The organism is Pseudomonas sp. AB6, from assembly GCF_034314105.1.
In the GTDB taxonomy this organism is placed as follows: domain Bacteria; phylum Pseudomonadota; class Gammaproteobacteria; order Pseudomonadales; family Pseudomonadaceae; genus Aquipseudomonas.
In genome coordinates this window covers 1,284,466-1,310,795 of sequence record NZ_JAVIWJ010000001.1, presented here as the reverse complement: position 1 = coordinate 1,310,795, position 26,330 = coordinate 1,284,466, and the positions used below count along the sequence as shown (strand labels likewise).

Genomic DNA, 26,330 nt, shown 5'->3' with positions numbered 1-26,330 from the left:
GCCACCTTCAGCGGGTTGCAGGTGAGATATCACGTAGAAATCATGGCCGCCGCCGCTGCTCGTGGGTTGGGCATCGCTTATGCACCGGAGCAAACTGCACCCCGGTAGTGAGCGGAAGATTGGCACGTTGGCGAATGCGAGACACGCCCACTATACGATCTGGGTGGCCAGCGCTGTCTGACCACGTTTGATCATGTCGGAGGCCTTCTCTCCGATCATGATGCACACCGAGTTAGGGTTACCTGAAATCAGGGTAGGCATGATCGATGCGTCGGCAACACGCAGCCCGTCTATGCCATGCACCTTGAGATCCGGAGCAACAACCGATTGCTCATCCAAACCCATGCGGCAGGTACCGGATGGATGCAGCGCCGCGTGGGCCTTTTCGCGGCAGAATTTTTTCATGGCTTCCCTAGACTTTACAGTTGCATCCGGCACGTGACGCCTTGCGAGGTAGGGTTTGAAAGCCGCCTGGGACATGATCTCCTCACCCACCAAGCAACCATCAACCAGGCTTTCAATGTCATAAGGGTCAGAAAAATAGTTGGGCACAATACGCGGAGGCGACATAGGATCTGCTGAATACAGTTCGACGTACCCCTTGGACCTAGGACTGATCTGGCCCAGATTCAAAGTACAACCATTGCCCCCTGGAACAGAATCCACGCCCTCTTCGATGCCCGCGCCCACGACCATGAAATACTGGATATCAGGATTGGTTGCAGCTTTGTCTCCCCACCAGAAAGCACCGCCTTCAATCAAGTTGGACGCCGCCGGGCCCTGTCTGAAGAGGCCGTATTGCAAGCAAGCCATAATTTTCCAATGCCACTTTTTATACTTGTCGTAGCTATAGGGCCCGGTCAGCTCATAAACCAGCGACACTTCAATATGGTCTTGAAGATTCTGCCCCACTCCTGGCAAATCCTTGATTACTTTGATGCCATGTTTCTCAAGCTGCGCGGCAGGACCAATACCCGACAACATCAACAATCGGGGTGAATTGATGGCGCCAGCGGATAAAACAATTTCTTTTTCGGCGTGCATGATGCGGCGGACGCCGTTCTCGATGTATTCAACGCCAATGGCTTTGTTGCCTTGGGTCAAAATACGGAGGACGCGACAACCAGTCTTCACCTTCAAGTTCTTGCGTGACTTGGCGGGCGCCAGATAGGCAACTGCCGCACTGCTTCGAAAGCCATTTTTAGCGGTGATTTGATACAGCCCACAGCCTTCAGGTTTGCCCGAGTTGAAATCCTCGTTGTACGGCAAGCCGTACTGCTGGCAAGCACGCAGCCAAACTTTGGTCAGCGGATGAACATTGATCGGATCCGAAACTCCCAGCGGCCCGCCCACGCCATGAACGTCGTTACAAAAGCGCTCATTGTCTTCCGCTTTTTTGAAGTAGGGCAATACATCGTTGTAGGACCAGCCGATTGCCCCCTGCTGCTCCCAACCATCGTAGTCGGCGGGTACGCCGCGGATGTAAATCATTGCATTGACCGAACTGCCGCCACCCAGAACGCTGGCCTGAACCATGGTTGGCGTTTCCTTCCTGTGCTGGTCCTCGGTCGGCTCCCACGCATAACGTTTGAGTAGAGGGCCTTGCGCGGTCTTGTAGTAGGCGCCGGGAATATGGATGTAGGGGTTGCGGTCGCGCGGTCCCTCTTCAAAAAGGACAACGGATGCAGAAGTATCTTCGCTAAGCCTTGATGCGACCGTGCAGCCTGTCGAGCCGCCTCCAATTACGATGAAATCCACCATGACGACTTAATACCTTTTATGAGATCGCATTGTAGAAACGGACGTCTTAATCCGGGTGAAAGGCGCTTCAACGTCCAACGAGGCTGCTTAGAAGCGTCTTCAGATCTTTCGCGACCTCATAGCTGTTTTGTTGCTGCTGTTTTTTACAAAACAACTCACAGCTCCACCATCCGTCGTAACCGGTTGCCTTCACCGCAGCCGTCCACTCGGCAAGGTTCAATATCCCCCTCCCAGTAGGTACATCGCGGAGTATTTCCTCATTGGGAATACCGCCTTCGAACGGCAGTGAGTCACACACATGCACACCGTAGATAACGTTCTTGTTCATGCGCGCAATGTCTTCGGGCTTAACGCCGGAGGTAAAACAATGCCAGTAGTCAATTACCATTTTCACGTTGTCGCGTTCGGTGCGATCAATAAGCTGCAGTTGGTGCTCCAGTGTATTTAACGGTGTCCATGACAACGCTTCCAGGTACAGAAGAATGTCGTATTGCTTGGCCAGGTCAGCCAGCAATGCAAGGTTTTTTGCGGTCAGCGCATATTGCGCGGCTTCATCCAGCCCCAACAAACCGGAGTAATGCGCACTCTTGCCGCACTTTTGATAATCGATTACCGCTTGAACGTTGATCGGCCCGGTGAGCACTTGAACACCCTTGGCACCTGCCACATTGGCCAGTTGAAAAAGCCGCTCCGCTTCGTTCAGCAGATCAGCGCGTTCAGTGCCTTGGCGCTCGATGTCCCTCAAGTAACCGATCCCGGTGACATGAACATTCTTCAATAACGCTTTCAGGTCCGGCTCGGAATAACCGGCCCGCAAATAATCTTCAAGTTTGCCGCTGTAAATTTCCAGTGCGTCGAAACCTACAGACTTCGCAATGTCGATATCCATCGCCAGCGTCGAATGTTTCGCGACTGTGGAATGCAAGGCCAGGATGTTGTTTTGAGTGTTCATATCAGGCTCCCACCGTTTGAACTGCGCCCCAAATGTTGGACACCCATCCAACTACCGGGGTGTTTTTCATGGGTAAATATTCAACGCAGTTCAAGCGGTCCGCCATCAATGCTTTCCTTGAGCGCGGTCAAGGTTTTCGTCACATAGCCGCTCAATTTCAGATGGACCCTACGTTGCTCCGTCGTTGGGTGGCGGCCTACGAGCTGCACGGGGAAGCCAGCCTGCAGGGGCGTATGAAGGAACATGGTCCCGAGTTCAAACTGTCCGTTGTCCAGCACATGGAGCGTGAGAAGTTGTCATTTCGGCAAACGGCTGCGATTTTCAATCTGGGCAATTCAACGCAGATAGGCAGATGGCAGCAGCAATATTACAGTGGCGGCATCGAAGCCCTGACGTCAGGGAAAAAAGGCCCACGTAACGTTATGCCAAAGCCCCCCGCCAAGCCCCGCAAACCGGCAGTGCTCACCGACGAAGAGCGCGCCCACAAAGAGTTGCTCGACGAACTTCAGTACCTGCGCATGGAGAACGCCTACCTAAAAAAGTTAAAGGTGTTAGGCGAGGAGGCGATGAGGCGGGACAAAGAAGCGAAGAAAAAGCCTGGGTAGTCACTGAGCTGAGGAGCGATTTTCCAATCGACGCCCTGCTCAAGCTGGTCGGCTTGGCACGCAGTACTTACTACTATCAGGTCAAGGTACTGGCTGCCGGGGATAAATTTGCTCCGCTGAAAGCCTCTATTCAGACTATCCAGGACCAGCATAAGGGCCGCTATGGCTATCGCCGGATGACCGCCACGCTGCTCAAGGGCGGGTGGATAGTGAACAGCAAAACGGTACGCAGGCTGATGGCCGAACTAAACCTCAAGTGCACGGTGCGAGCCAAGAAGTATAAATCGTACAAAGGCCCTGAGGGGCAGGTAGCACCTAACACGTTGGCTCGGCAATTCGAGGCCGACCAGCCGAATGAGAAATGGGTGACCGACGTTACCGAGTTCAAGGTAGCCGGTGAAAAGCTCTACCTGTCGCCGATACTGGACTTGTACAACGGAGAGATCGTGGCGTACCAGACAGACACCAGCCCTCGCTACGCCTTGGTGGGCAACATGCTGGAAAAGGCGTTGAAGCGCTTGCCAGAGGGCGCCAAACCGATGGTGCACTCGGATCAGGGCTGGCAGTACCGCTACCACATCTACCGAAATCGTCTGGAAGAAATGAGCTTGGAACAGAGTATGTCGCGCAAGGGTAACTGCCATGACAATGCCACGATGGAGAGCTTTTTCGGCACACTGAAATCAGAGTTTTTCTACCGGGAGCGCTTCGACAGCGTTGCTCAGTTAGAGGCTGGACTGGATGAATACATCCATTACTACAACCACGAACGTATCAAAATGAAGCTCAACGGCTTGAGTCCAGTGGCATACAGAACTCAGGCCGCGTAGCTTATTCAATCACTGTCCAACATTTGGGGCGCAGTTCAGTTTGGATCTTTGCCAGGCGCAATATTCGTGTGCGACTCAAGTCCCCCGTGGGAGTGGGCTGGTTCGCTCCCACAAGGGTTAGACCTTGAAGTTGTTCATCAGCAGCTGTTGCTGTTCGCAAGGTCATTCAAGGATTGGCTGATCCGGGCGGATTGGTCGGCCTGCTCGACCAATGCACCGGTCTCATCCCTGATCGCCGAAACGTTACGGTTCACCTCTTCGGACAAGCCTGGAACAACAAGTTTTTTCGACCGTTCAAAAAAAAGCTCCCCAAAATGGGGAGCCTGAATGCACTTGGCTGAACGGTAGAGTGACTAGCAGTACCGAGAAACGACTCTTTCTCTCGCTACTCGCTTGCCAAGTGCAGCAACTAACCAACGGCCCTGGTGAGATCCGCTAGTTCGGAGTTCGACAGAGGACGCTTGGCACCGACGCTAGCCGACTCTATAAACAGCAGCAATCAGACTGGCTTCTTATACCGGCGAATCCGGATATCGGCCTGTTCCTTGTGCCCGGCAAAACCTTCCATGCCGCACAAGCGTGAGCAGTACTCACCGACCAGCACAGACGCTTCATCCGTAAGAATGCGTTGATAGGTGCACGTCTTGATGAACTTGCCGACCCAGAGGCCTCCGGTGTAACGCGCCGTGCCAGTGGTCGGCAGCGTATGGTTGGTGCCGATCACCTTGTCGCCGTAGGAGACGTTGGTCCGCTCGCCGAGGAACAGCGCACCGTAGTTGGTCATGTGCTCAAGGAAATAGAGCGGGTCACAGGTCATGACTTGCACGTGTTCGGAAGCGATCCGGTCGGCTTCCTGGACCAGTTCGTCCACGGTGTCGCAGAGGATGATTTCGCCGTAGTCACGCCAAGCGACCGAAGCGACTGCCGCGGTCGACAGAATGGCCAACTGGCGCTCAATTTCCGCCGGCAAGGTTTCTGCCAGTTCCGCGCTGTTGGTCAAAAACACCGCAGGTGAGTTGACGCCATGTTCAGCTTGGCCGAGCAAGTCGGCGGCGATGATTTCCACATCGGAGCTGTCATCGGCGATCACTAGGGTTTCGGTCGGCCCGGCGATCAAATCGATGCCGATCTTGCCGAACAGTTGGCGTTTGGCTTCGGCAACAAATGCATTGCCTGGCCCGACGATCATGTCGACCGGTTTGAATTCCTCTGTCCCCAGCGCGAAAGCGGCAATCGCTTGTACGCCGCCGACGCAATAGATCTCGTCAGCACCGGCCAGGAACATGGCGGTCACGATGGCCGGATGAGGCTTGCCATCAAACGGTGGCGCCGCCGCGACCACGCGTTTCACTCCGGCCACTTTAGCGGTGAGCACGCTCATGTGGGCTGAAGCCAGCAACGGATATTTCCCACCGGGGATGTAGCAGGCCACGGAGTTCACCGGAATGTTGCGATGCCCCAGGATCACCCCCGGCAGGGTTTCGACTTCGACATCGTGCATTGAGGCTTTTTGCACTTCGGCGAAGCGGCGTACTTGCGCTTGGGCAAAAGTGATATCGCCGATTTCCTGCTCCGACAGACTGGCGACACACGCGGCAATTTCTTCGTCGGTCAGACGGAAGGATGCGGGTTCCCATTTATCAAATTTCTTCGAGTATTCCCGAACGGCGGCGTCCCCGTTCTTGGCAACATTGGCGATGATTTGCTCAACCGTATCGCGGACTTGGGCGGCGATCTCGGCTTGAGCTTCGACGGGCTTAGTTTTTTTCAGATAACGGATCATCAAATGGCTCCAGACGGTTCTTGGTGCACGCGGCATGCGCTCAGCACTGGCAACCATCTTTTCTCACGCCCCTACCCCAGGCAACTTCGCAGCTTCCTTATTGATGACGCGATCTGACGCAGCACAGACGCAATGCTGAAGCAGTTGCGGCAGCGCTGACCGCTCTAGCACGAGCAATCGTGTTATTCGTATAACCTTAAGTTATAAAATGCTGAATCGACCGAATCTGTTCGCGTACCTTTTAAATCTCTTTCTCGCCCGCAAACACTCATAGACCATTGGTCGTAATCATTAAAAACACGATATAGGCATTGACACTCTGGTTTGGAGTGATAGCTTAAATAAACGGTTATACGTATAACTTAATGATCACACCCAACTTAAAGAGGTGACCAACCGTGAGTCAAGTCTTGTATCTGTACGGTGGCTGGCCCGGCCATTACCCCTATGAAATTGCTGCATGGGCTCGGACCGTTTTTCAGGAACTGGATTTCGACGTTGAAGAGTCAACCGACATCTTCACATTGGACAGGGACTTGACCGGTTACGACCTGATCGTGATCGGCTGGAACAATGCGGTCACCACTGAAACGCTGACAGCCTCACAGGAAAACCGCCTGCTGGAAGCCATAGAAAGCGGCACCGGGCTGGTGGGTTGGCACGGTGCGGGCGCAGCGTTTCGCGCCAGCCTCAAGTATCACTGGGTACTGGGCGGCTCATTTCTTGAGCACCCAACGGGGGAAGGCTTTCCCCATCCTTACCAGGTCAACGTTATCGATCACACCCATGAAGTCACTCAAGGCGTCGAGGATTTCGATGTTCGGTCCGAGCAGTACTACATGCAGGTTGACCCGAACATTCATGTGCTGGCCGAAACCACTTTCGATGGCAACCCGTTCCCGTGGATCAAAGGCCATCGCAGCCCGGTCGCTTGGGTTCGGCAATGGGGCGAGGGACGAGTGTTCTATCACTCGATCGGCCACGACACCAGCAACCTGGCCGACCCGAACATCCGGCGCTTGACCAAGCAGGGTTTGAACTGGGCGACCCGCGGGCGCGCAGCAAGCACCGGGAAGTCCGCCGTATCCACCGCACTTTCATCAACCCAAGGAATCCTGTCATGACTAAATTGACCGGCAGCCAGATCGTGGCTCAAACCCTGAAAAACTACGGCGTTGAATATGTCGCCGGCATCCCCGGTCACGGGATCTGGACACTCACCGACGCCTTCCTCGAAGAAGACTCGAAACTCAAATTCATTCAGGTTTTTCATGAGCAGAGTGCGGTTCACTTGGCGGATGGTTACTACCGGGTGTCCGGCAAGCCGATGGCCGCCGTCACCTCTATCGGTGCCGGTGCAACCAACACGGTGATCGGCATGGCCACGGCCTTCACCGACTCTACCAGCCTGATGCTGATCACCGGCGGGCCACCCACGCACATGCGCGGCCACGGCTTGCTGCAGGAACTCGAACGCTACACCGACAACGACTTCCCTAAAATCGCCGAAGCCGTCACCAAGCGTCACTGGGTCGCCACCCGCGTTGAAGAACTGCCGTTCATGATGCATCGAGCGTGGAGCGCGATGGTCACTGGCCGCCCAGGCCCGGTCCACATTGAAATCCCGATGGACGTTCAGGCTGAAGCGGCTGAAGTCACCCTTCATGCCTTGGAAGAACGCACCCCCATCGGCAAATGCTTCCCGGACCCTGCGGCTACCGCCCGTGCGGTTGAAGAGCTTAAAGGTTGCAAACGCCCGGTGCTGGTGATCGGCGGCGGCGTCATTACCGGTGAGGCAAGCGCCGAAGTGCTCGCCCTGGCCGAGGCCTGGAAAATTCCAGTAGTTACTACCTGGAACGGCAAAAGCGGCTTCCCGGAAGACCACCCACTGTTCGCTGGCAGTGTCGGTCAAACCGGCACGATGTGCGGCAATAAAGTGGCCTCCACCGCCGATGTGATTATCGCCGTGGGCTGTCGCTTCACCGACTGGTCATCGTCCAGTTATGCCAAGGGGGTGACCTTTGCCATTCCGCCGTCGAAGCTGATCCATATCGACATCGACCCGCACGAGATCGGCAAGAATTACCCGGTGACCGTGGGTATTTGTGCCGATGCCAAGTACGCACTGGCCCATATCGTCGAAGGCTTGAAAGGCCAGACGGTTGATCGCGAAGAATACATGAGCGACCTGCGCGGCTATCAGGACGAGTGGGAAACCAAACTGGCCGGCCGTCGTGACTCCGATCGCTTCCCGTTTACCTCGCAACGTCCGCTAGGTGCGCTGCGCAAGATTTTTCCGCGTGACACCATCGTGGTGGTCGGGTCTGGCAACACCCAAGGTGCGGTCAAACAGACCTTCCCGGTTTACACCCCCCGTACGCACCTGACGTCTGGCGGATTCTCCTCAATGGGTTGGGCTGTGCCAGCAGCCATCGGTGCCAAACTGGCGGCGCCGAACCAACCGGTGGTGTGCATCCTTGGCGATGGCGATTTCCTGATGACTTCCCAGGAAATTGCAATCTGCGTAACCAACAACATTCCGGTTGTGTTCATGATTCAGAACAACGCCGGGTACATGTCGATTCGCGGTGGCCAGCGCAAGCAAACCAGCCGCCATATCGGCACCGAGTTCAACCATCCGGACGGCACGCCCTACAGCCCGGACTTCAAAGCGGTCGGCGAAGCCTTCGGCCTGAAATCTTACCGTGTGGAGCGCCCGGAAGACCTCGAGCCCATCCTGCAGGAAGCCCTGGACCTGAACGTCTCGGTACTGATCGAAATCCCGACCGATCGCGACGCTGCGGGCCCTTGGGTGCCGGGCTGGTGGGACTTCCCGATTCCTGCCTACATCACGGATGAACGTCAGGACGAATACCAAGAACTGCGCAATTCCGAACAGCACCTATAAGAATTGGAGCGGCTCAAATGAGTGATGCATTGATTTCGCATCATGCAGAGCTGAATCCACAACCGGGGGTGCCGCGCGAGCAGCGCGCCCTCGACGTGGTGACACCTGATGCAGATGGCAATATCAACTGTGATGTCGTGATTATCGGCTCGGGCATGGGCGGTTCGACCTTTGCCCATGCGTTACGCGATAGCGGGCTGGACATCGTGATCGTCGAACGGGGGGATTTTCTGCCCCGTGAAATACAGAACTGGAGCGCCGAATCGGTGTTCGCCGAAGGCCGCTATCGAAATGCCGAGCAGTGGCTGGATGAATCCAATAAACCGTTTTCGCCGGGGGTTTTCTATTACGTCGGCGGCAACACCAAGTTCTACGGCGCAATGCTTCCACGGTTTCGCGAAGAGGACTTTGCCGAAATCAAACACGCCGAGGGCATCTCCCCCGCATGGCCTATTAGCTACGCAGACCTGGAGCCCTGGTACGCCGAAGCCGAGAAGCTTTACCGGGTGCATGGCCTGGCGGGCATTGATCCCAGCGAGCCTTGGCGCTCGGGGCCTTTTCCGCAGCCGGCGCTCAAACATGACCCCGCGTTGGCACCGCTGGAACAGAGCATGCGCCGCTCCGGGCTCAAGCCCTTCGTGATGCCTGCTGCGGTGGATTATGGCGACGGCGGTGACTGCGTATTGTGTTCCACCTGCGATGGTTATCCTTGTCTCGTCGACGCCAAGGCTGATGCTGAAGTCAGCGCCTTGAGACCGGCCCTGCGCAGCGCCAATATCAGGCTGTTGACCCGCACCACGATCAAACAACTGAAGACCGGCACGGACGGCAAGACGGTGACCGAGGCCCATGGCCTCATTGATGGTCGCAACGTGACACTTCGAGCGAAACGATTCGTCCTGGCATGCGGCGCGGTGAACAGCGCAGCCCTGCTGTTCAAGTCAGCGAACGAACATCACCCTGAAGGCTTGGGCAACAGCTCGGGGCAAGTGGGCCGCAACTACATGGTCCACAACAGCACGTTCATGCTCGCTGTAGACCCGCGGCGCAAGAACAAGGTGATCTTCCAGAAGACCCTCGCCATCAACGACTGGTACCGCGCCGGCCCGCATAATTCATTCCCCCTGGGTAACGTGCAGATGCTGGGAAAAATCCGCGAACCGATGATCAGTGCCATGCGCCCCTGGCTTCCAAAGTTTGCGTCGCGATACATCACCGACCACAGCGTCGACTTGTACCTGACCTCAGAGGATTTACCCACGCAAGACAATCGGGTCACGTATGACAAGCAACGTGGCGCGATCAAGGTTTACTGGACACCAAACAACCTGAAGGCCCATGAAGGTTTGGTGGGCAAGACCAGTAAAGTTATGCGCGAGGCTGGCTACCCCGTGATCCTGAAAGCACGCATGGGGATTGCCACGAATTCGCATCAATGTGGCACTGCCGTCATGGGCACGGACCGAGCCTCAAGCGTGCTGGACCTGAACTGCAAGATGCACGACCTGGATAACGTCTGGGTGGTCGACAGCTCATTCTTTCCGTCTTCGGCCGCGGTCAATCCGGCCCTCACCATCGCTGCCAATGCCCTGCGGGTTGCGGCGAATTTCATGCGTCCAGTGCCTTGAACGGTACAAGGTGAACCTCAAGGCTGCAGAGTAGTTCTTACTCCGCAGCCTTGAGCCATGAACACCGTTAAACGTCCTGCAGTTTGAGCGTCGAAGTCCGCACGATAAGTTTCGTGGCGAAAATTTTCTGCTCAGGTTCTAGCCGAGTGCCGACCGGTGCATTCAACTGCTCGGTCAGCAGCCGTGCGGCGTACACGCCTTTCTCCACCATCGGCTGCCCAATAGTGGTCAAGCCAAGCTGCACCGCTTCAGGTATATCGTCGAAACCAATCACCGATAGCGCTTGTGGGACGTTGCGATTGAGCGCGTGAGCCGTCTTCATGCAAGCGATCGCCATGACGTCCGAGCAGGCCACCACGGCGGTGACATCGCTGGACGTCAGCAGCGTGAAAGCTGCCGTTTGCCCAGAGGTAGAATCAAGCCCACCGGCTTCGATAATACTCAGGTCCTCGAATGCCAAACCGGCTGCGTTCGCAGCCTCCACGTATCCGGTAAGCCGCTCCCTGACAATGCGCTCACTGGCGCTTCTGAAACGCGGCTGATCAATCGGGCCGCGATAACCGTCAGGGTTGAGGCGGTCAATGATGATCCCAATCTTGCGATGCCCAAGGCCAAGCAGGTGCTCCATCTGCGTGCGGGCGGCGCCTCGATCATCGATGCCGACAAAGAAAGAGTTTTCCACCAATGGCGAATCGATAACCACAAACGGAATGTTCTGTTTCACCACTGCCAATACGGCCGGATGGTCGTCGGGCAGGGTCGAGATAATCAAGCCATCCACCAATCCACGCAGCGCCAGACTGCCGTGATCGGCCGCTTGCGTACGACCGACGAGCCGGTTGTTATTGAGCGGGAACAACGTCAACGCGACGTTCTCCAGCTCACCCACTTCGCTGATCCCGCGTAACAAGGCAATCGTGCAAGGGTCGGCGAACGCCAGGGACAATTTGTCCATCATCATCAAGCCGATCGCCCCGATCTTGCCCGAACGCAAGCTTCGCCCAAGGACATTCGGCCCCGGATAGCCCAACGACGCGGCGATTTTAAGGATATGCTCGCGCTGGGCTTGGGACAGCTTGGTGGGGCGATTGTAAGCGTAGGACACCGCAGGCTGAGACACCCCGGCTGCCAGTGCTACATCTTTCATTGAAACGGATGCCATCGCTTGCTTCCCGATCTTTTTGAAACCTCACAGGAGGTCTGTTAAATAAAAACCATGCCTCAGTGTAACCGCTGAGGCGAAACGTTCGGAACCAGTCGGGTGGCGCTAAAAATGATTGCGATCATCAGCGCGGCAACCGCAAGCAGCGCTGACGACAGATTGGTCGCCTGGGCAACCAAGCCGATAGCCGCCGGGCCCATCAAGATCCCGAGGTAACCGAGACTAGTTGCCGCCGCAATGGCCAACTCGCCTGGCATGGTCTTTTGAGACCCAGCCAGCGATAGGTAAACCGGCGCAATGTTCGCCAAGCCTGTGCCAATCACCGCGAAGCCGACCAGGTTCAACAGCCAGTCCTTGGCAAACACCACCAGCACGAAGCCCACTATGACGATAAGCCCACCGCCGATGAGCACTCTACGCGCGCCCAGCTTCAGCAGAATCCGGTCACCACTCAATCGTCCCAACGCCATCATCACGGCAAAGGCTGCGTAGCCCAGGCCGGCAATGGAATGCTGAACGCCTCGTACGTCAGCAAGAAACACCGCGCTCCAATCGAGAATGGCGCCTTCAGAGAGAAAGGCAAACAGACAGAGCAAGCCCAGCAGCAGAACCTTTCGAGTCGGTTTGACAAATATCGGACTGCCCTCATCACCGCTACGCCCAAGCATCTGCTGTCCGTAGGTCAAGACAAAAGCCATCAGTACCGCGATCACCCCACTGCTTGCCCACAAAGGCGAGGCGCCGAGCCATAACAGTGCGGTCATACCTGCGGCACTGACAATCGTCCCCAGGCTGAACAAGCCGTGGAAACCCGACATGAGCGACCGACTGGTCGCACGCTCAACCATCACCCCCTGTACGTTCATCGTCACGTCCACCGCCCCACACCCTGCGCCGAATATGCTCAGGGCGATCAACAAACCGGCGAATGAACGAGCCGTCGCGAGCATCGGTAAGGTCAGCAATACCAGCGCGATACCGATATGCATGGTAAATCGGCAACCCTTCCTTGCGTTCAGGATGCCTGCGAGCGGCATCATCACCAGCGAGCCTAGGCCAAGGCAAAGTAAAAGCAGGCCCAACGCTCCGTCGTCGACCCCCGCCCGACTGCGCGCATAGGGAACCAGCGGAGCCCATGCGCCCATGCACAGGCCTGACATGAGGAACGTCAGCCGATAAGCCACCATATCCGGGGCGGCCCACGGCAATACCGATTCTTGAGAAGACACGAAAACCTCTAAATTCGAACCATTAAAGTTATACGTATAACTTAAAATAATTTTTTAGGCCAATGTGTCTTCGAAATCAGGACGGCTTTACAGAGCAAGAAAGCGGTAAAAGCCGAGAACCTGAAATAAGCTGATAGCCAACTCATTAATAATGTAAGTTTTAATAAGTTATACGTATAACTGATAACGCTTCACCTTCCAATTGCATTAACACCCCAAAAACAACAAAAGAGACGATGCAGCGCAATGAACACTCTTCAACAACCGCAAGTACCTGCCCGCATTCGCAAAGCGCGTATCGCGACTTTCCTGGGTTTCATGATGATCGGCGCCATGATGTATATCTGGTCGACCGGCGTGAGTGTCTTCCGAGCGCAACTGGGTTTTACCGGTGAGTCGGGGGATGCAAACTTCGGCTTGATTGCACTCGGGGTTGGTGTGGGTTCCGCGACCGGTGCGCTTTGGGTAGGCCGTCTGCTGGATAACTTCGGGGCAAAGCCGGTCATTACCGTGTGTGCACTCGCCTATCCGCTGTCAATCATTGCGCTGGGGCTGGTCAGCGGTTTCTGGTTCGCGCTGAGCTTCGGCGTTGTGCTCGGACTCCTGCGAGGGGCGCTAGACACCGCATTGAATGCCCATGGCGTTCAAGTCGAACGCTTCTATCAGCGTTCGATCATGTCTGGCTTCCACGCGTTCTATTCACTGGGCGGCTTTCTTTTGGGGATGGTGTGTAGCTGGCTGACCGGCTTCTACACCGACAGTGTGCAAGTGCCATACACCGTGCTTGGTGTGGCGCTGTTTATCGTGGGATGTTTTTTCAGCCGATGGTTGCTGGGTAAACATGATGTTCCGCAGCCGTCTTCCAGCGACTGGCAAACAGGCGCGCAGGCGCGCAGGCGCCTGATGAAGTCGGAAAAAATCCATCAGCAAAAACGCTGGTCATGATTGCGCTGGGCGTGCTGCTGCTGGGGAGCATGATGGGGGAAAATGCGATTGCCGACTGGGGTCAGGAATACATTCACCGCGAGTTCTCGACGACGACCTCGATGGCCGGCATGGCAGTTTCCATCTTTGTCGGCGCAGCCTTCGTCGGGCGGCTTTTCGGTGACCGACTGGCTGCGGCGTTTGGCAATGCACACGTGGTTTTCGGATGCGGTACCTTGTGCGTCCTCGGCATGACCATCACCATCGTCGGTGGCTCGGCGGTGACCGGCACCGTCGGCTTTGCACTGTTCGGCCTTGGCCTGTCCTGCATTGCCCCCCTGATGATTTCCGCTGCGGGACGCAGAGACCCCAAGCATGCAGGTCGTAACATCGGCATCGTCAACTGCATCGGCTTCTCCGGAATGCTCGTAGGGCCCATCGCTATCACCGTGATCGTCAGCAATTTCGGCTTGAGCAAGCTGATGTTTTTCCCATTGATCATGCTCGGCTTTCTGGCGACATTCGGCCCATTGCTAATGCGCACACCTAAAATCGTTACGACCGAAAAACAACCTGATATGTGCAGAACCGACGCCGCTGTCCAGAGACTGGATAGTGCTGAACTTCGGTAGTATCCGCCGGAACGAAAAAAGGACCCGAAGGTCCTGATTTCAAATCGCTTACAGAGTTCAATGGAACTCTGTGGCGCAATATTTGGAGCGGGAAACGAGACTCGAACTCGCGACCCCGACCTTGGCAAGGTCGTGCTCTACCAACTGAGCTATTCCCGCACTTTGGTAACGAGGCGCTATTGTATAGATTCAACTAGCTTAGTCAAGCCATTGATTCAAAAACTTATTTTTTCTCAGTGGTAGTTCTGAGGTGCGGCCAGGCGGCACGCAAGTATTGAACCATTGACCACAATGTCAGACCTGCAGCGACCAACAACAGCACGTAACCCAGCACCACCCAGAACGTAAACCCAGGCGGGTTCGCGAGCAAAATAATCAGTGCGATCATCTGCGCGGCAGTTTTCCATTTACCCAGGCTGGATACGGCAACGTGAGCCCGAGCGCCAATTTCAGCCATCCACTCGCGCAATGCCGAAATAACAATCTCACGGCCGATGATCACCGCTGCTGGCAATGTCAGCCACAGATTAGCGTGTGCCTGTACCAATAACACCAAGGCTACTGCGACCATCAATTTGTCGGCCACCGGATCGAGAAACGCACCAAACGGTGTGCTTTGTTCAAGCCGACGCGCCAGGTAACCATCAAGCCAATCCGTTGCTGCCGCAATGGCGAAGACCGTACTGGCTGCGGTATAGCTCCAGTAATAGGGCAAATAAAACAGCAGAATGAAGATTGGTATCAGCAGGACACGTATTACGGTGATCAGATTAGGGATATTCATCGGCACAACTGGCTACGAGGTGAGCGGGCATTCTACTCGCTGTGCAGGCTGGCATAAATCGACTCTGCGAGCTTTTTACTAATTCCCGGCGCTTTAGCGATTTCTTCGATGCTGGCGCGAGACAATTCCTGCAATCCACCAAAGTGTTTAAGCAGGTCTCGGCGACGGGTCGGCCCTACTCCTGCGACCCCTTCCAACGTCGATGTACGACGGGTTTTACCCCGTCGCGCTCGGTGTCCGGTGATGGCAAAACGGTGGGCCTCGTCGCGAATTTGCTGAATCAGGTGCAACGCCGGATCGTCGCCTTTCAACGTAAATTCGTGGGCGGCGTCGTTCAGGTACAACGTTTCAAACCCCGCTTTGCGGGTTGCACCTTTTGCCACGCCCAACAAAATAATGTCTGGTATGGCCAGTTCGTTCATCACATCGCGGGCCATAGACAGCTGGCCCTTACCCCCGTCGACCAGCAAGATATCGGGCAATTTGCCCTCGCCGTCCTTGATCTTGCTGAAACGCCGCATCAAGGCCTGGTGCATGGCTGCGTAATCATCGCCACCCGTAATGCCTTCGATGTTGTAACGCCGGTAATCCGACTTGATCGGCCCCTCGGGACCAAAGACTACGCAGGATGCCACGGTGGCTTCGCCGCTGGAGTGGCTGATGTCGTAGCATTCCAATCGCTGCGGTGGCTCGTCAAGATTCAACACTTTAGCCAACGCTTCAAAACGCGCCGTAACGTGTTGGCGATTAGCCAAACGCGCAGAGAGCGCTTGCTCAGCGTTGGTCACCGCCAACTGCTGCCAGCGCGCCCGGGTACCACGCACCCGGTGGCTGATAGTCATTTCATGGCCACGAATTTCTTCAATCGCATCAATCAGCGTCGGGAAGTCTTCATGGACGACGTTGACGATGACTTCGCTGGGCAATTCGCGGTCGTGATCGCTAAGGAAATACTGTGAAAGGAAGGCCGACATCACCTCACCCACTTCCTCCTCGATACCCACCTGAGGGAAGAAACTCTTGCTGCCCAATACGCGCCCGCCACGCACACTGATCAAGTGAACGCAGGCGCCGCCCGGGTTGATGAACGCAGCCACCACATCTACGTCGCCGGTACCGCCGTCCATACTTTGCTGATCTTGAACCCGTCGCAACAAGGCAATCTGGTCGCGCAACTCCGCCGCGCGCTCGAACTCAAGGTTCACTGAAGCCTCTTCCATCGCCGCATTCAACTCGTTCGATAACGCATTGCTGCGGCCTTCAAGGAACATGACGGAATGTCGGACGTCTTGGGCATAGACCTCGGGCTCGACCAAGCCGACACAGGGACCTTTGCACCGCTTGATCTGGTATTGCAGGCACGGCCGCGCACGGTTCTTGAAATAGCTGTCTTCGCACTGCCGCACTAGAAATGCTTTTTGCAGCAGACTCAAACTTTCACGAATCGCACCAGCGCTTGGGTAAGGCCCAAAATAACGACCTTTACCTTTTTTGGCGCCACGATGGATGCTGAGACGGGGATAATCACCGTCCGAAAGGTACACGTAAGGGTAGGACTTATCATCGCGCAACAAAATATTGTAAGGCGGCCGCCACTCTTTGATGAGCGTCTGCTCCAGCAGCAGGGCCTCGGTCTCGTTGGCGGTGATGGTGGTTTCAATATGTGCAATACGTGCAACCAGGGCGCTGGTCTTTGGCGCATGTCCAGTCTTGCGAAAATAACTGGCCAGTCGACTCTTGAGATTTTTTGCTTTACCCACGTACAACAGCCGCGACTCGGTATCGAACATCCGATACACACCGGGGCGGCCACTGCAGGTGGAAAGGAAGGCGCTTGGATCGAACGTTTGGGTCATTTCAGAGACTGGCATCAACCATGCCGTGGCGAACGGCCAATAACGCTAACTCGACATCACTGCCGATCGAAAGCTTTTCAAAAATACGATAACGGTAGGTGTTAACGGTTTTGGGCGACAAGCACAATTTGTCAGAGATGGTCTGAACTTTTTGGCAGCCGACGATCATCAGCGCAATCTGAATTTCACGCTCAGACAACAAATCAAATGGTGAGTTACTGCTCTGCGGCTGGAAAGATTTTAGCGCCAATTGTTGAGCGATCTGCGGACTGATGTAACGTTGCCCGGCAAATACCAGACGAATGGCTTGTACCATCTCAGGCAGACCAGCGCCCTTGGTCAAATAGCCGGCGGCACCTGCTTGCAGAAGACGCGTCGGAAATGGATCTTCTTCGCACACTGTCACCGCCACGACCTTGATGTCTGGATGACTGCGTATCAATTTGCGAGTCGCTTCCAAACCGCCGATGCCAGGCATCTTGACGTCCATCAATACCACATCGGGTTTGAGCTCGCGGGCTTTCTTCAGGGACTCTTCACCTGATTCAGCCTGACCTACAACCTGGAGACCATCGATATCGGCCAACATCCGTGTAATGCCTGTTCGAACAAGATCATGGTCATCAACAACTAGCACCCTAATCAAGCAGACACCTCACAAAGCGGTCATGACGAATGCGGCCCACCTTAGCAAAAACAGCGAGCCAGACCTAGCTACAAGCTCGATATTGGTGCGAAGCCGATGCAAAAACGGCGTTAGTGACACGCTACCACTAACGTCTTCATATATTTGGGATTTTTTTGTGCAGTCCAAAGACAGGATAGTTACCTAAACGTGCCGTTCACGTCGGTTTGTTATTAGTCAAATACGAGGCTGATAATTCAGCCATAGTCGTCGTCAAGCGTCTGATCGCGTCTTGATCCTCTTTATGCAACGTCCGGAAACTGCCGAGCACTTTCTCCTCAGAATGACTGAGATTATCGACAGGAATCGGCGTAGCAGTGCCTGTGAGTACAAATAAGACGTCCACGCCCCTAGCTGCAACAGCTGCAAGATAATCTGCTTTTGGGGCACGATCGCCGCTTTCGTATTTCCCCTGAGCATTAGCTTCTACACCACCAATTTCACCAAATGCTCGCTGCGAGAGACCTAGGCGCTCTCGTTCTTTTCGCAATCTTGAACCAATTCCATTCATTTGAATGCATAATCCTGTTGATCCTATCTGTACGAGGGGTAGAATCCATGAAAATTAAACTGATTTGAACGGTTTTGAACTATGCCCGGAATACGTACTGCTGCACAAGCTAAGGCTTGGTTGGAACAACAAGGAAAATCGGTCCAAGAGTTTGCCAGGGAACACAGCATCGACCCGGCAACGACCTATCAAGTCCTGGCAGGACGCAAAAAAGGAAAACGTGGCGAATCACACAAAGTGGCCGTTTTACTGGGGATGAAAATTGGCAGCATTCCGGCCGAGAAAGGCTCGGACATTGCACCGTCAGCGGAATGAAGTTTTTCGCGTGGGCTGGTCGTGCAACGGACGCTCTGTCTAAATAGCTATCGCTGGGTTGCGTCAAGGTGTGCAGCGGAATCGATAATCAGAAACGGTGATTTCGTAAGTCCTCAGGCAATCGCCACTGACCCGTGTCGCTGGTTCTTACCAATACAGAGTCAGTGCTCGATAACGTGCTCCATCCCGAACAACGCATCCCCTTCACAAATCACCGCGAATCCGTGTCGTAGGTATAACTGCATCGCCGGATTACTTTTAAACACCTTCAATCGGATGCTTCTGTAGCCTTGTTCCTCGGCCATCGATTCAATCTGATCCATAACCCAAGTGCCCACCCCCTCGCCTCGATAGGGCTCTAACAGCTGCACATCCCGCAAATACAAATAGCCAGCCTCGGGACTGATGCTAAAAAACCCAATTTGCTTGTCCGCCTTGACGATAACGAAGCTGTGCCGTAACGCCCACTCAGCACTGAACAATTGTCCCTGCCACACGCGCCCATACTCCGCGTAATAGCGGCGCATATTCACGCGGGTCAATTCGCTGGCGAAATCCAGGTCGGCAAGAGTCGCCGGGCGCAGCCTCAGGTCCATATCTGCGTAAACCTCAGGTCATCAAACCATTATCGGAACAATTCTGGTTACCCATCTATCTCCGTCACGGCTCGCGATCAACAGCAGATCACCCGAACCGTCGGCGGCACCAAACCCTATCCCGTCCCCTGACCAAAAGGCACTTCGGCCCGCCGATATCCAGCCGCCCGTCGCGCTACCATGGTTAGCCATCAGCACAGCCATACCGTGTTCGGCAGCATAACTAGCCAGCAGCCGAGTATCCGCAACGTAGCCGTCGGCGGAGATCAACACGCTGGCGGCATACACCGTGGCACCCGACTGCGCAGCCGCATTCGCATGGCTGGCGTGGGTGAAGTCTGCACACACTGCCAAGACGAGGTAGTCAGTGTCGATCTGCACACCGTCACCGCCCTCTCCAGGCTTAAACACCAACTCCTCGCCTGCGTGCAGATGCTGCTTGCTGTAAACACCCACTTCAACCGCCACGCCCAGCACCAGCGCCGCTATCAACACATCAACACTCCCCGCGCGGCGAATCGGCGCACCGATCACCGTTACCATTCCACCGCTGTGTGCGAGTTCATGCAGAGGCTGCAAGCGCGCATCAGCGGGATCGATGGCCAGTTCACAGGCCAAGCCGCGCTCATAACCGGTCAGCGACAATTCGGGAAACAACAGAAATTCCACCCCCTGCTCTATCGCAGCCCGCATAAAAACCAAATGACGCTGGATGTTGGCGTCGATATCCCCTGGTACAGAGACTGATTGAGCTGCCGCAATGACACGCACTCCCACAATGCCGTTCCTTGATTAACGTCTTCGGGTTTGTAAAGACCTGTGCTGGATGACACCACGACGAACGCTGTGGTGCAATTCGCCAGTGCGACCAGCATCCAACACCCTCAATCGCAACCATGTAATTTTCTAATTGAACAGCGGCTTGCACCTGCAGTAAGCTCGGGTCCATCAAACGGAGATAGACCATGTTGCATTCATCGCCATCACAATCACACCAAACTTCCAGCGCTCGCCGCTTGGTAGAGGTCTTGACTGCGTTGAACGAAATGAATGTGGTCACAGCCGCGACTTACTTTTATTTTGGGTATTGGTTTAGCCGCTGGCGCGCCTGATACCCAAACGGCGCCCACACTCACAGGGACGCCAACCAGAGAATTCTCTACCCCCGGTCGGCAACCTGATCGGGGGTTTTGTTTTTCAGGCCCGACAACTTTTGAATTGCACTGAATTGACTCGAGGAACACCGACATGAACTACGCCACTGGTTACCGCAACGACATTCACCTCGCCTGGCGATTTAGCAACCTGCGCTCGGGACAGCTTGCCGCCTCCGACCGGTCGTTTTCGGGTGGCACGCCAACACTGAAGGCCGACACGGCCAATTGTCGAACACCCCAATAGGGCGTCGAGCGCGATAAACCCGCGCCCGCCCAGGAAGCCAGCACATGAACTCATCCGTTGCGGTAAAAAACCTGTCCGAAATGATGGCACACGCGGTGACGTTGACCGACAGCGCCCCAGTCCTACAGCGCCTACCCAGTAGCCTGCAGCTCAAACAGCTCGTGCCACTCGACACAGCGCTCAGCAAACAAGTTGCCGACCACCGCCACGCAGTACGCGCCATTCTCAACGGTGAAGACTCCCGCTTGCTGATCGTCGTTGGCCCTTGCTCAATTCACGACCCACGCTCCGCCCTCGAATACGCCGAACGCTTGGCGGCGCTCGCTGCAGATGTCAGCGACCAGTTATTGTTGGTAATGCGTGCCTATGTCGAAAAACCCCGCACGACAATCGGCTGGAAAGGCCTGGCATACGACCCACAGCTCGACGGCAGCGACGACATGGCTGGCGGTCTGACCCTGTCCCGCGAACTGATGCGCGAAATGCTCTGCATGGGTTTACCCATTGCCACCGAGATCTTGCAACCCATAGCAGCAGGCTATTTCGATGATGTGCTGAGCTGGGTGGCGATAGGCGCTAGAACCACTGAGTCGCAGATTCATCGGGAAATGGCCAGCGGTTTGGGCATACCGGTCGGTTTCAAGAACGGCACTGACGGCGGCGTCTCTGTTGCGACCGATGCAATGCGCTCGGCGGCCCACCCTCATCGACACTTCGGTATTGACCGACACGGCCATCCGGCAATCATCGAAACCCAAGGCAACCCGGACACTCACGTTGTGCTGCGCGGCGGCCACGGCGGTCCGAACTATGACCGCCAGAGCGTGGCTGCTGTCCGCTCTGGGCTGCAAAAAGTAGGCATCACCCCACGGATCATGGTCGATTGCAGCCATGCCAACAGTGGTAAGGATCCTTTACGTCAGCCCGTCGTGTTTAACGACGTGCTTGAGCAACGTTTGCGGGGCGATCACTCGCTGGTAGGCATGATGCTTGAAAGCCACCTGTTTGAAGGCTGTCAGACCCTGAGCAATACGCTTGAATACGGCGTTTCAGTGACAGACGGTTGCCTGGGCTGGGATGCCAGCGAACAGTTGTTGCAAGAGGCCGCAAGCACATTGCGCCTGCGACAATGATCGCCAGCCCTCTGCCCTTGGGCGGCAATCTGGGCTTCATTCGGAACTTTCGCGAGAATAGCCGCCCTTAATCCGGTAGGCTTTCCCTTTTTTGACAGGAGTAATGACCATGGCTAAAGCCACTGCGCGCCACATCCTTGTGGCCAGCGAAGAGAAATGCATCAAACTGAAAATCCAAATTGAAGGCGGCGCTGATTTCGCAGAAATCGCCAAAGCGAACTCTAGCTGCCCATCTAGCCGTCAGGGCGGTGACCTGGGTTCCTTTGGCCCAGGCCAAATGGTCAAGGAGTTTGACAGCGTAGTCTTCAGCGCACCGATTAACGCGGTGCAAGGCCCGGTAAAAACTCAGTTCGGTTATCACTTGCTGGAAGTGACCAGCCGCCAAGACTAACTGTCACGCGGACTGCCAAACGGCCCGTCTCTCTGACGAGCCGTTTTCGTTTGTGCTGTTCACTCGTAAAGCCCTCCTGAGTCGTGGCATTAAGGCCATTCATGCCTCTGAACACAAAAACCGATTGTGCAACTGCATGTGTCGATGCATGGTTAGGCCCGTTGCTTACGCGCTCGTTATATCGCCACGAAGCAGCTTATGATCCGGCAGGCTTCTGCACAGTCTTGGTTTTTTACCCTTAACCCTGATATTCGCTCGCGGACGTCAGTCAGGATTCGAGCAATGCGTTTCGTTTTTTCATCGTTGATTGTCGCAACGCTAGCCTTGGTTTCTAGCTTTCAGCCCTTGTCCGCCGCCCCAGGACATGCTCTGACTGTTTACGGTGAGGCACCTAAATACCCTGCCAACTTTACCCACTTCGATTACGTCAATCCCGATGCCCCCAAAGGTGGCAGCCTGCGGCGCTCGGCGTTGGAGATTGGCCAGTTCGATCATATGCTGCCGTACATCGACAAAGGCACGGGTGTCGCACAACTCAACGGCCTCTTGTATTCACCCCTCGCCGTTCGCTCGCTGGATGAGCCGTTCACGGTTTACGGTCTGGTCGCACAAACCATGGAGCGCAGCAAAGACGGGCTGTCGCTGCGTTTTTTTCTAAACCCTAAAGCACGGTTTGCCGACGGCGTACCCATCACCGCCGAGGATGTGCGATACACCTATGACCTATTGATGACCCAGGGCAGCTTGCAATATCGAACGGAATTCGAAGACGTGACCCATGTTGAGGTTGAGTCGCCGACTCAGATTCGCTTTGATTTCAAAAATAACGAGAATCGCACCCTTGCGCTAGACCTGGCATCGCTGCCGGTATTTCCTGAGCATTGGTGGAAAACCCGCGACTTTGCTAACGGCGGTGGATTCGAGATTCCATTGGGCAGCGGCCCCTACAAAGTGAGTAAGGTCGATGCCGGACGCAGCATCACGTTCGAGCGCGATCCCGATTGGTGGGGAAAAGACCTCCCAGTGAGTCGAGGGTTCTACAATTTCGATCACTTCAGCGTCGAGTATTTTGGTGACACCGACGTCGCTCGCCAGGTCCTGCGCGGTGGTGCGTATGACTACAACCGGGAGTTCTCCGCAACCAGCTACTCCATTGGCTATGAAAGCCCGGCCCTGACCGACGGACGCTTGCAGAAAGCGCAACTGGCCCAGGGCGCTGTTCAGAGTTCGCAAGGCTACATATTTAACCTTGATCGCCCGATGTTCCGGGACCGGCGCGTCCGTGAAGCGCTGGCGATGCTCTGGGACTTCGAGTGGAGCAACCGGCAGATGATGCACAACGTATATGTGCGCCAAAACAGTTATTTCTCCAATAGCGCACTGGCTGCCGACCACATGCCCACCGAAGACGAGCTGGAAATTCTCGAACCGCTGCGCGGGCAAGTTCCGCCGCAGGTGTTCACCCAAGTGTTCCATACACCCAAAACCGATGGCTCCGGATTCATTCGCGATAAGCAACTCAAGGCTCTGCACTTGCTTGAAGAAGCCGGTTGGATGCCCAAAGGCGATCATTTGGTTAACGCAGCAGGTGAACCGTTCACCTTCACGTTCCTCAATGCTCAAGCAGGCATTGAGCGTTTGTTGTTGCCGTACAAACGTAACCTGGCGCAGATCGGTATCACGTTCGACATTCGTCGGATAGATGCCGCCCAATACCTTAATCGGGTGATGGCGCGCGATTACGACATGATTGTCGCCGGCTACCCCGTTTCAACGTCGCCGGGCTTGGAGCTTTACAACTGCTTTGGTGCTAAAAGCGCCAAAGACCCCGGCTCGAACAACTACATGGTGTTGCAAAATCCCGCCGTCGATAGCCTGATCACTGGGTTGGTCAAAGCCGGCGATAAGGCGACCATGGTTAACTACGCCCACGCGCTAGACCGGGTCTTGCAATGGGGCTACTACTGGATTCCAAATTTTTACCCACCTGGTTCGTCCACGGTTTGGTGGAATCGCTTCGGTATTCCGAAGCTTCAGGCAGCTAATGGTGACGCCATTGAAACCTGGTGGGAGATAAGCCCAACCCCATTGACTAATGAGCAATTCGCGAAAAAACGCGGTGCATCGGCCAATCCCGCAGAGGTCCATTAAATGCTCGGCTATTTACTGCGAAGACTGCTGCTGATTATTCCCACGCTGATTTGCATCCTGTTAGTTAACTTCTTTATCGTGCAAGCCGCGCCAGGTGGACCGGTTGAACAAGCGATCGCCCGTCTGCAGGGCGTCGGTTCAGCCAATACCGTCGGCGGATCGCCCACTGAATCGCACAGCGGCAGCACCGTTTCGCGCGCCAGCCGCGGCCTCGACCCAAAGCTCATCAAGGAAATCGAACACCAATATGGCTTCGATAAACCGCTGCATGAGCGCCTCTGGCTGATGCTGAAAAATTATGCGCGACTGGATTTCGGAAAAAGCTTCTTTCGCGGTGCAAAAGTCACCGATTTGATTCTGCAAAAAATGCCGGTTTCCATCTCCCTAGGCCTGTGGGCGACACTGATCACCTACCTGGTGTCAATTCCGTTGGGGATTCGCAAAGCCGTCAAACATGGCAGCCATTTCGATATCTGGAGCAGCACGGCGATCATCATCGGTTATGCCATGCCGGCCTTTCTGTTCGCGATGTTGCTGGTGGTGGTGTTTGCTGGCGGCACGTCGTTGAACTGGTTTCCGGTGCGCGGGCTGGTGTCAGAGAACTTTGAACAACTGTCGACCGTCGGCAAAATTACCGACTACTTCTGGCACTTGGTACTGCCCGTACTGTCATTGGTGATCGGTGGCTTCGCGACTTTGACCATCCTGACAAAAAACTCATTTCTCAATGAAATCACCCGCCAGTATGTGGTGACGGCCAGAGCTAAAGGCGTCAGCGAAAAACGCGTGCTATACGGCCATGTGTTTCGAAATGCCATGTTGCTGGTTGTAGCGGGGATTCCACAGGCGTTTATCAGCGTGTTCTTTGCCGGCTCGCTGCTGATCGAAGTGATTTTTTCCCTTGATGGCCTGGGTCGAATGAGCTACGAAGCGGCAGTTTCACGCGACTATCCTGTGGTCTTTGGTTCGCTGTTCATCTTCACGCTGTTTGGCTTGTTGATGAAGCTGGTCGGGGATGTGTGCTACACCCTGGTTGATCCGCGAATTGATTTCAGCGCGAGGAACGCCTGATGTTCAGACTTTCTCCGTTAGGTCGTCGGCGTTTCGAGCGCTTCCGTGATAACCGTCGTGGTTGGTGGTCGCTGTGGCTGTTTTGTGCCCTGTTTTCGTTAAGCTTGGGCGGCGAGCTGATTGCTAACGACAAACCGTTGATCCTGAGTTATCAGCATTCGTTGTATTTTCCGGCGTTCAAGCGCTATACCGAGCAGGAGTTCGGCGGACAACTCCCTTTTCAGCCCGACTACCGCAGCGATTACGTACGTCAGTTGATTAGCAATGACGGCGGCTGGATGCTATTTCCACCGATTCCGTTCAGCGACGACACACCTAACTATGATTTGGCAAAGCCCTCACCAAGCCCTCCCACCACGACCAACTGGCTCGGCACCGATGACCAGGCCCGCGATGTGCTGGCACGGGTAATTTTTGGCGCGCGAGTATCGATTTTATTTGCGTTGGCCCTCACGCTCATTAGTGCTTTGATCGGTATCGCAGCGGGCGCGCTGCAAGGCTATTACGGAGGATGGGTCGACCTGATCGGCCAGCGTGTGCTGGAAGTTTGGTCCGGGTTGCCGGTGCTGTATTTGCTGATAATCCTGTCGGGGTTTGTCGAGCCTAATTTTTGGTGGCTATTGGGGATCATGGCGCTGTTTTCATGGCTCGCGCTGGTAGACGTGGTACGCGCCGAGTTCCTGCGCGGGCGTAACCTGGAATACGTCAAAGCCGCCCGAGCATTGGGCCTCAGTGACCGCAAGGTGATCATGCGGCACATTTTGCCCAACGCCATGAACGCAACCTTGAGTTACTTGCCGTTCATTTTGACTGGCGCCATTTCTACCCTGACAGCCTTGGACTTTCTTGGTTTCGGTATGCCCGCAGGCAGCGCCTCGCTGGGTGAACTGATCGGCCAAGGCAAGCAGAACCTACAGGCACCCTGGCTGGGCCTGACTGCGTTTTTTACCTTGGCACTGATCCTGTCGCTGCTGGTATTCATTGGTGAGGCGCTGCGCGATGCTTTCGACCCGAGGTCTTGA

Annotated in this window: 24 protein-coding genes, 1 tRNA gene and 1 pseudogene; 13 read left to right on the top strand and 13 right to left on the bottom strand. The window is 55.3% G+C overall.

The window, feature by feature from the left end; all coding sequences use genetic code 11:
- Window positions 1–150: 150 nt before the first annotated feature.
- Both RGW60_RS06315 and RGW60_RS06310 read right to left on the bottom strand, forming a co-directional pair.
- Window positions 151–1,761: a GMC family oxidoreductase gene (locus RGW60_RS06315; RefSeq protein WP_322203112.1), complete on the bottom strand. Its 1,611-nt coding sequence runs from the start codon at window positions 1,759–1,761 to the stop codon at window positions 151–153.
- A 67-nt stretch (window positions 1,762–1,828) separates the two neighbouring features.
- On the bottom strand, window positions 1,829–2,713 hold the full coding sequence (locus RGW60_RS06310; protein WP_322203110.1) for a sugar phosphate isomerase/epimerase family protein: 885 nt from the start codon (window positions 2,711–2,713) through the stop codon (window positions 1,829–1,831).
- 68 nt (window positions 2,714–2,781) lie between these two features.
- Here RGW60_RS06310 and RGW60_RS06305 point away from each other — a divergent pair.
- A protein-coding gene (locus RGW60_RS06305) for an IS3 family transposase (protein WP_416194835.1) occupies window positions 2,782–4,148 on the top strand; the annotation gives its coding sequence in 2 pieces (ribosomal slippage) (window positions 2,782–3,258 and window positions 3,261–4,148; 1,365 coding nt in all).
- A gap of 117 nt (window positions 4,149–4,265) precedes the next feature.
- Here the strand turns inward: RGW60_RS06305 and RGW60_RS06300 are convergent.
- A pseudogene (locus RGW60_RS06300) lies at window positions 4,266–4,414 on the bottom strand (hypothetical protein); the annotation flags it as partial.
- Between the two features lie 233 nt (window positions 4,415–4,647).
- Window positions 4,648–5,931, bottom strand: coding sequence for a histidinol dehydrogenase (hisD, locus tag RGW60_RS06295; protein ID WP_322203108.1), 1,284 nt, complete (start codon window positions 5,929–5,931; stop codon window positions 4,648–4,650).
- Between the two features lie 398 nt (window positions 5,932–6,329).
- Here hisD and RGW60_RS06290 point away from each other — a divergent pair, with 398 nt between their 5' ends.
- Genes RGW60_RS06290 through RGW60_RS06280 form a run of 3 tightly spaced genes read left to right on the top strand, consistent with a single transcriptional unit; the run spans window position 6,330 to window position 10,467 of the window.
- A complete protein-coding gene (locus RGW60_RS06290; protein ID WP_322203106.1) occupies window positions 6,330–7,055 on the top strand; it encodes a ThuA domain-containing protein in 726 nt (241 codons plus the stop codon).
- Window positions 7,052–8,839, top strand: coding sequence for a thiamine pyrophosphate-binding protein (locus tag RGW60_RS06285; RefSeq protein WP_322203104.1), 1,788 nt, complete (start codon window positions 7,052–7,054; stop codon window positions 8,837–8,839). The genes RGW60_RS06290 and RGW60_RS06285 overlap by 4 nt, the downstream gene beginning before the upstream one ends.
- 17 nt (window positions 8,840–8,856) lie before the next feature.
- Complete coding sequence (locus RGW60_RS06280) at window positions 8,857–10,467, top strand: GMC family oxidoreductase (protein WP_322203102.1); 1,611 nt, start codon at window positions 8,857–8,859, stop codon at window positions 10,465–10,467.
- 67 nt (window positions 10,468–10,534) lie between these two features.
- Here the strand turns inward: RGW60_RS06280 and RGW60_RS06275 are convergent, their stop codons facing one another.
- Both RGW60_RS06275 and RGW60_RS06270 read right to left on the bottom strand, forming a co-directional pair.
- Complete coding sequence (locus RGW60_RS06275; RefSeq protein WP_322203100.1) at window positions 10,535–11,629, bottom strand: LacI family DNA-binding transcriptional regulator; 1,095 nt, start codon at window positions 11,627–11,629, stop codon at window positions 10,535–10,537.
- A 59-nt stretch (window positions 11,630–11,688) separates the two neighbouring features.
- Entirely contained in the window at window positions 11,689–12,816 is a 1,128-nt protein-coding gene (locus RGW60_RS06270; protein WP_322206857.1) for an MFS transporter, read from the bottom strand.
- A gap of 288 nt (window positions 12,817–13,104) precedes the next feature.
- Between RGW60_RS06270 and RGW60_RS06265 the strand changes: the two genes are divergently transcribed.
- Together RGW60_RS06265 and RGW60_RS06260 are read left to right on the top strand one after the other, a co-directional pair.
- Window positions 13,105–13,803 carry an MFS transporter gene (locus tag RGW60_RS06265; RefSeq protein ID WP_322203098.1) on the top strand — a complete coding sequence of 233 codons (699 nt, stop codon included), beginning with the start codon at window positions 13,105–13,107 and terminating at the stop codon, window positions 13,801–13,803.
- On the top strand, window positions 13,800–14,414 hold the full coding sequence (locus RGW60_RS06260) for an MFS transporter (protein ID WP_322203095.1): 615 nt from the start codon (window positions 13,800–13,802) through the stop codon (window positions 14,412–14,414). Before RGW60_RS06265 ends, RGW60_RS06260 begins: the two co-directional genes overlap by 4 nt.
- Window positions 14,415–14,497: 83 nt before the next feature.
- On the opposite strand, the gene RGW60_RS06255 is transcribed toward RGW60_RS06260, so the two are convergent.
- The 5 genes from RGW60_RS06255 to RGW60_RS06235 form a co-directional block, all read right to left on the bottom strand.
- Window positions 14,498–14,573, bottom strand: a tRNA-Gly gene (locus RGW60_RS06255).
- A 64-nt stretch (window positions 14,574–14,637) separates the two neighbouring features.
- Window positions 14,638–15,198 (bottom strand): CDP-diacylglycerol--glycerol-3-phosphate 3-phosphatidyltransferase, encoded by a 561-nt coding sequence (gene pgsA, locus RGW60_RS06250; RefSeq protein WP_322203093.1) that lies wholly within the window; start codon window positions 15,196–15,198, stop codon window positions 14,638–14,640.
- Between the two features lie 32 nt (window positions 15,199–15,230).
- The gene (gene uvrC / locus RGW60_RS06245; protein WP_322206856.1) at window positions 15,231–17,054 is read right to left on the bottom strand and encodes an excinuclease ABC subunit UvrC; all 1,824 of its coding nucleotides are present in this window, start codon (window positions 17,052–17,054) and stop codon (window positions 15,231–15,233) included.
- Window position 17,055: 1 nt separating this feature from the next.
- Window positions 17,056–17,700 carry a UvrY/SirA/GacA family response regulator transcription factor gene (uvrY, locus tag RGW60_RS06240; protein WP_322183950.1) on the bottom strand — a complete coding sequence of 215 codons (645 nt, stop codon included), beginning with the start codon at window positions 17,698–17,700 and terminating at the stop codon, window positions 17,056–17,058.
- Between the two features lie 196 nt (window positions 17,701–17,896).
- Window positions 17,897–18,250 (bottom strand): helix-turn-helix domain-containing protein, encoded by a 354-nt coding sequence (locus tag RGW60_RS06235; RefSeq protein WP_322203091.1) that lies wholly within the window; start codon window positions 18,248–18,250, stop codon window positions 17,897–17,899.
- An 81-nt stretch (window positions 18,251–18,331) separates the two neighbouring features.
- Here RGW60_RS06235 and RGW60_RS06230 point away from each other — a divergent pair, with 81 nt between their 5' ends.
- On the top strand, window positions 18,332–18,565 hold the full coding sequence (locus RGW60_RS06230; RefSeq protein ID WP_322203089.1) for a DNA-binding protein: 234 nt from the start codon (window positions 18,332–18,334) through the stop codon (window positions 18,563–18,565).
- A 161-nt stretch (window positions 18,566–18,726) separates the two neighbouring features.
- Here the strand turns inward: RGW60_RS06230 and RGW60_RS06225 are convergent, their stop codons facing one another.
- A complete protein-coding gene (locus RGW60_RS06225) occupies window positions 18,727–19,161 on the bottom strand; it encodes a GNAT family N-acetyltransferase (RefSeq protein WP_322203087.1) in 435 nt (144 codons plus the stop codon).
- A 21-nt stretch (window positions 19,162–19,182) separates the two neighbouring features.
- Window positions 19,183–19,938, bottom strand: coding sequence for a carbon-nitrogen hydrolase family protein (locus tag RGW60_RS06220; RefSeq protein ID WP_322203086.1), 756 nt, complete (start codon window positions 19,936–19,938; stop codon window positions 19,183–19,185).
- A 471-nt stretch (window positions 19,939–20,409) separates the two neighbouring features.
- Here RGW60_RS06220 and RGW60_RS06215 point away from each other — a divergent pair, with 471 nt between their 5' ends.
- The 6 genes from RGW60_RS06215 to RGW60_RS06190 all read left to right on the top strand — a co-directional run bounded on the left by RGW60_RS06215 (window position 20,410) and on the right by RGW60_RS06190 (window position 26,330).
- Window positions 20,410–20,562, top strand: coding sequence for a hypothetical protein (locus tag RGW60_RS06215; RefSeq protein WP_322203084.1), 153 nt, complete (start codon window positions 20,410–20,412; stop codon window positions 20,560–20,562).
- 44 nt (window positions 20,563–20,606) lie between these two features.
- Complete coding sequence (locus RGW60_RS06210) at window positions 20,607–21,695, top strand: 3-deoxy-7-phosphoheptulonate synthase (protein ID WP_322203082.1); 1,089 nt, start codon at window positions 20,607–20,609, stop codon at window positions 21,693–21,695.
- 109 nt (window positions 21,696–21,804) lie between these two features.
- On the top strand, window positions 21,805–22,086 hold the full coding sequence (locus RGW60_RS06205; protein ID WP_322203080.1) for a peptidylprolyl isomerase: 282 nt from the start codon (window positions 21,805–21,807) through the stop codon (window positions 22,084–22,086).
- 282 nt (window positions 22,087–22,368) lie between these two features.
- Window positions 22,369–24,237: an extracellular solute-binding protein gene (locus RGW60_RS06200; RefSeq protein ID WP_322203078.1), complete on the top strand. Its 1,869-nt coding sequence runs from the start codon at window positions 22,369–22,371 to the stop codon at window positions 24,235–24,237.
- Window positions 24,238–25,308, top strand: a complete 1,071-nt coding sequence (locus RGW60_RS06195) for a microcin C ABC transporter permease YejB (RefSeq protein ID WP_322203076.1) — start codon at window positions 24,238–24,240, stop codon at window positions 25,306–25,308.
- Window positions 25,308–26,330, top strand: coding sequence for an ABC transporter permease (locus RGW60_RS06190; RefSeq protein WP_322203074.1), 1,023 nt, complete (start codon window positions 25,308–25,310; stop codon window positions 26,328–26,330). The genes RGW60_RS06195 and RGW60_RS06190 overlap by 1 nt, the downstream gene beginning before the upstream one ends.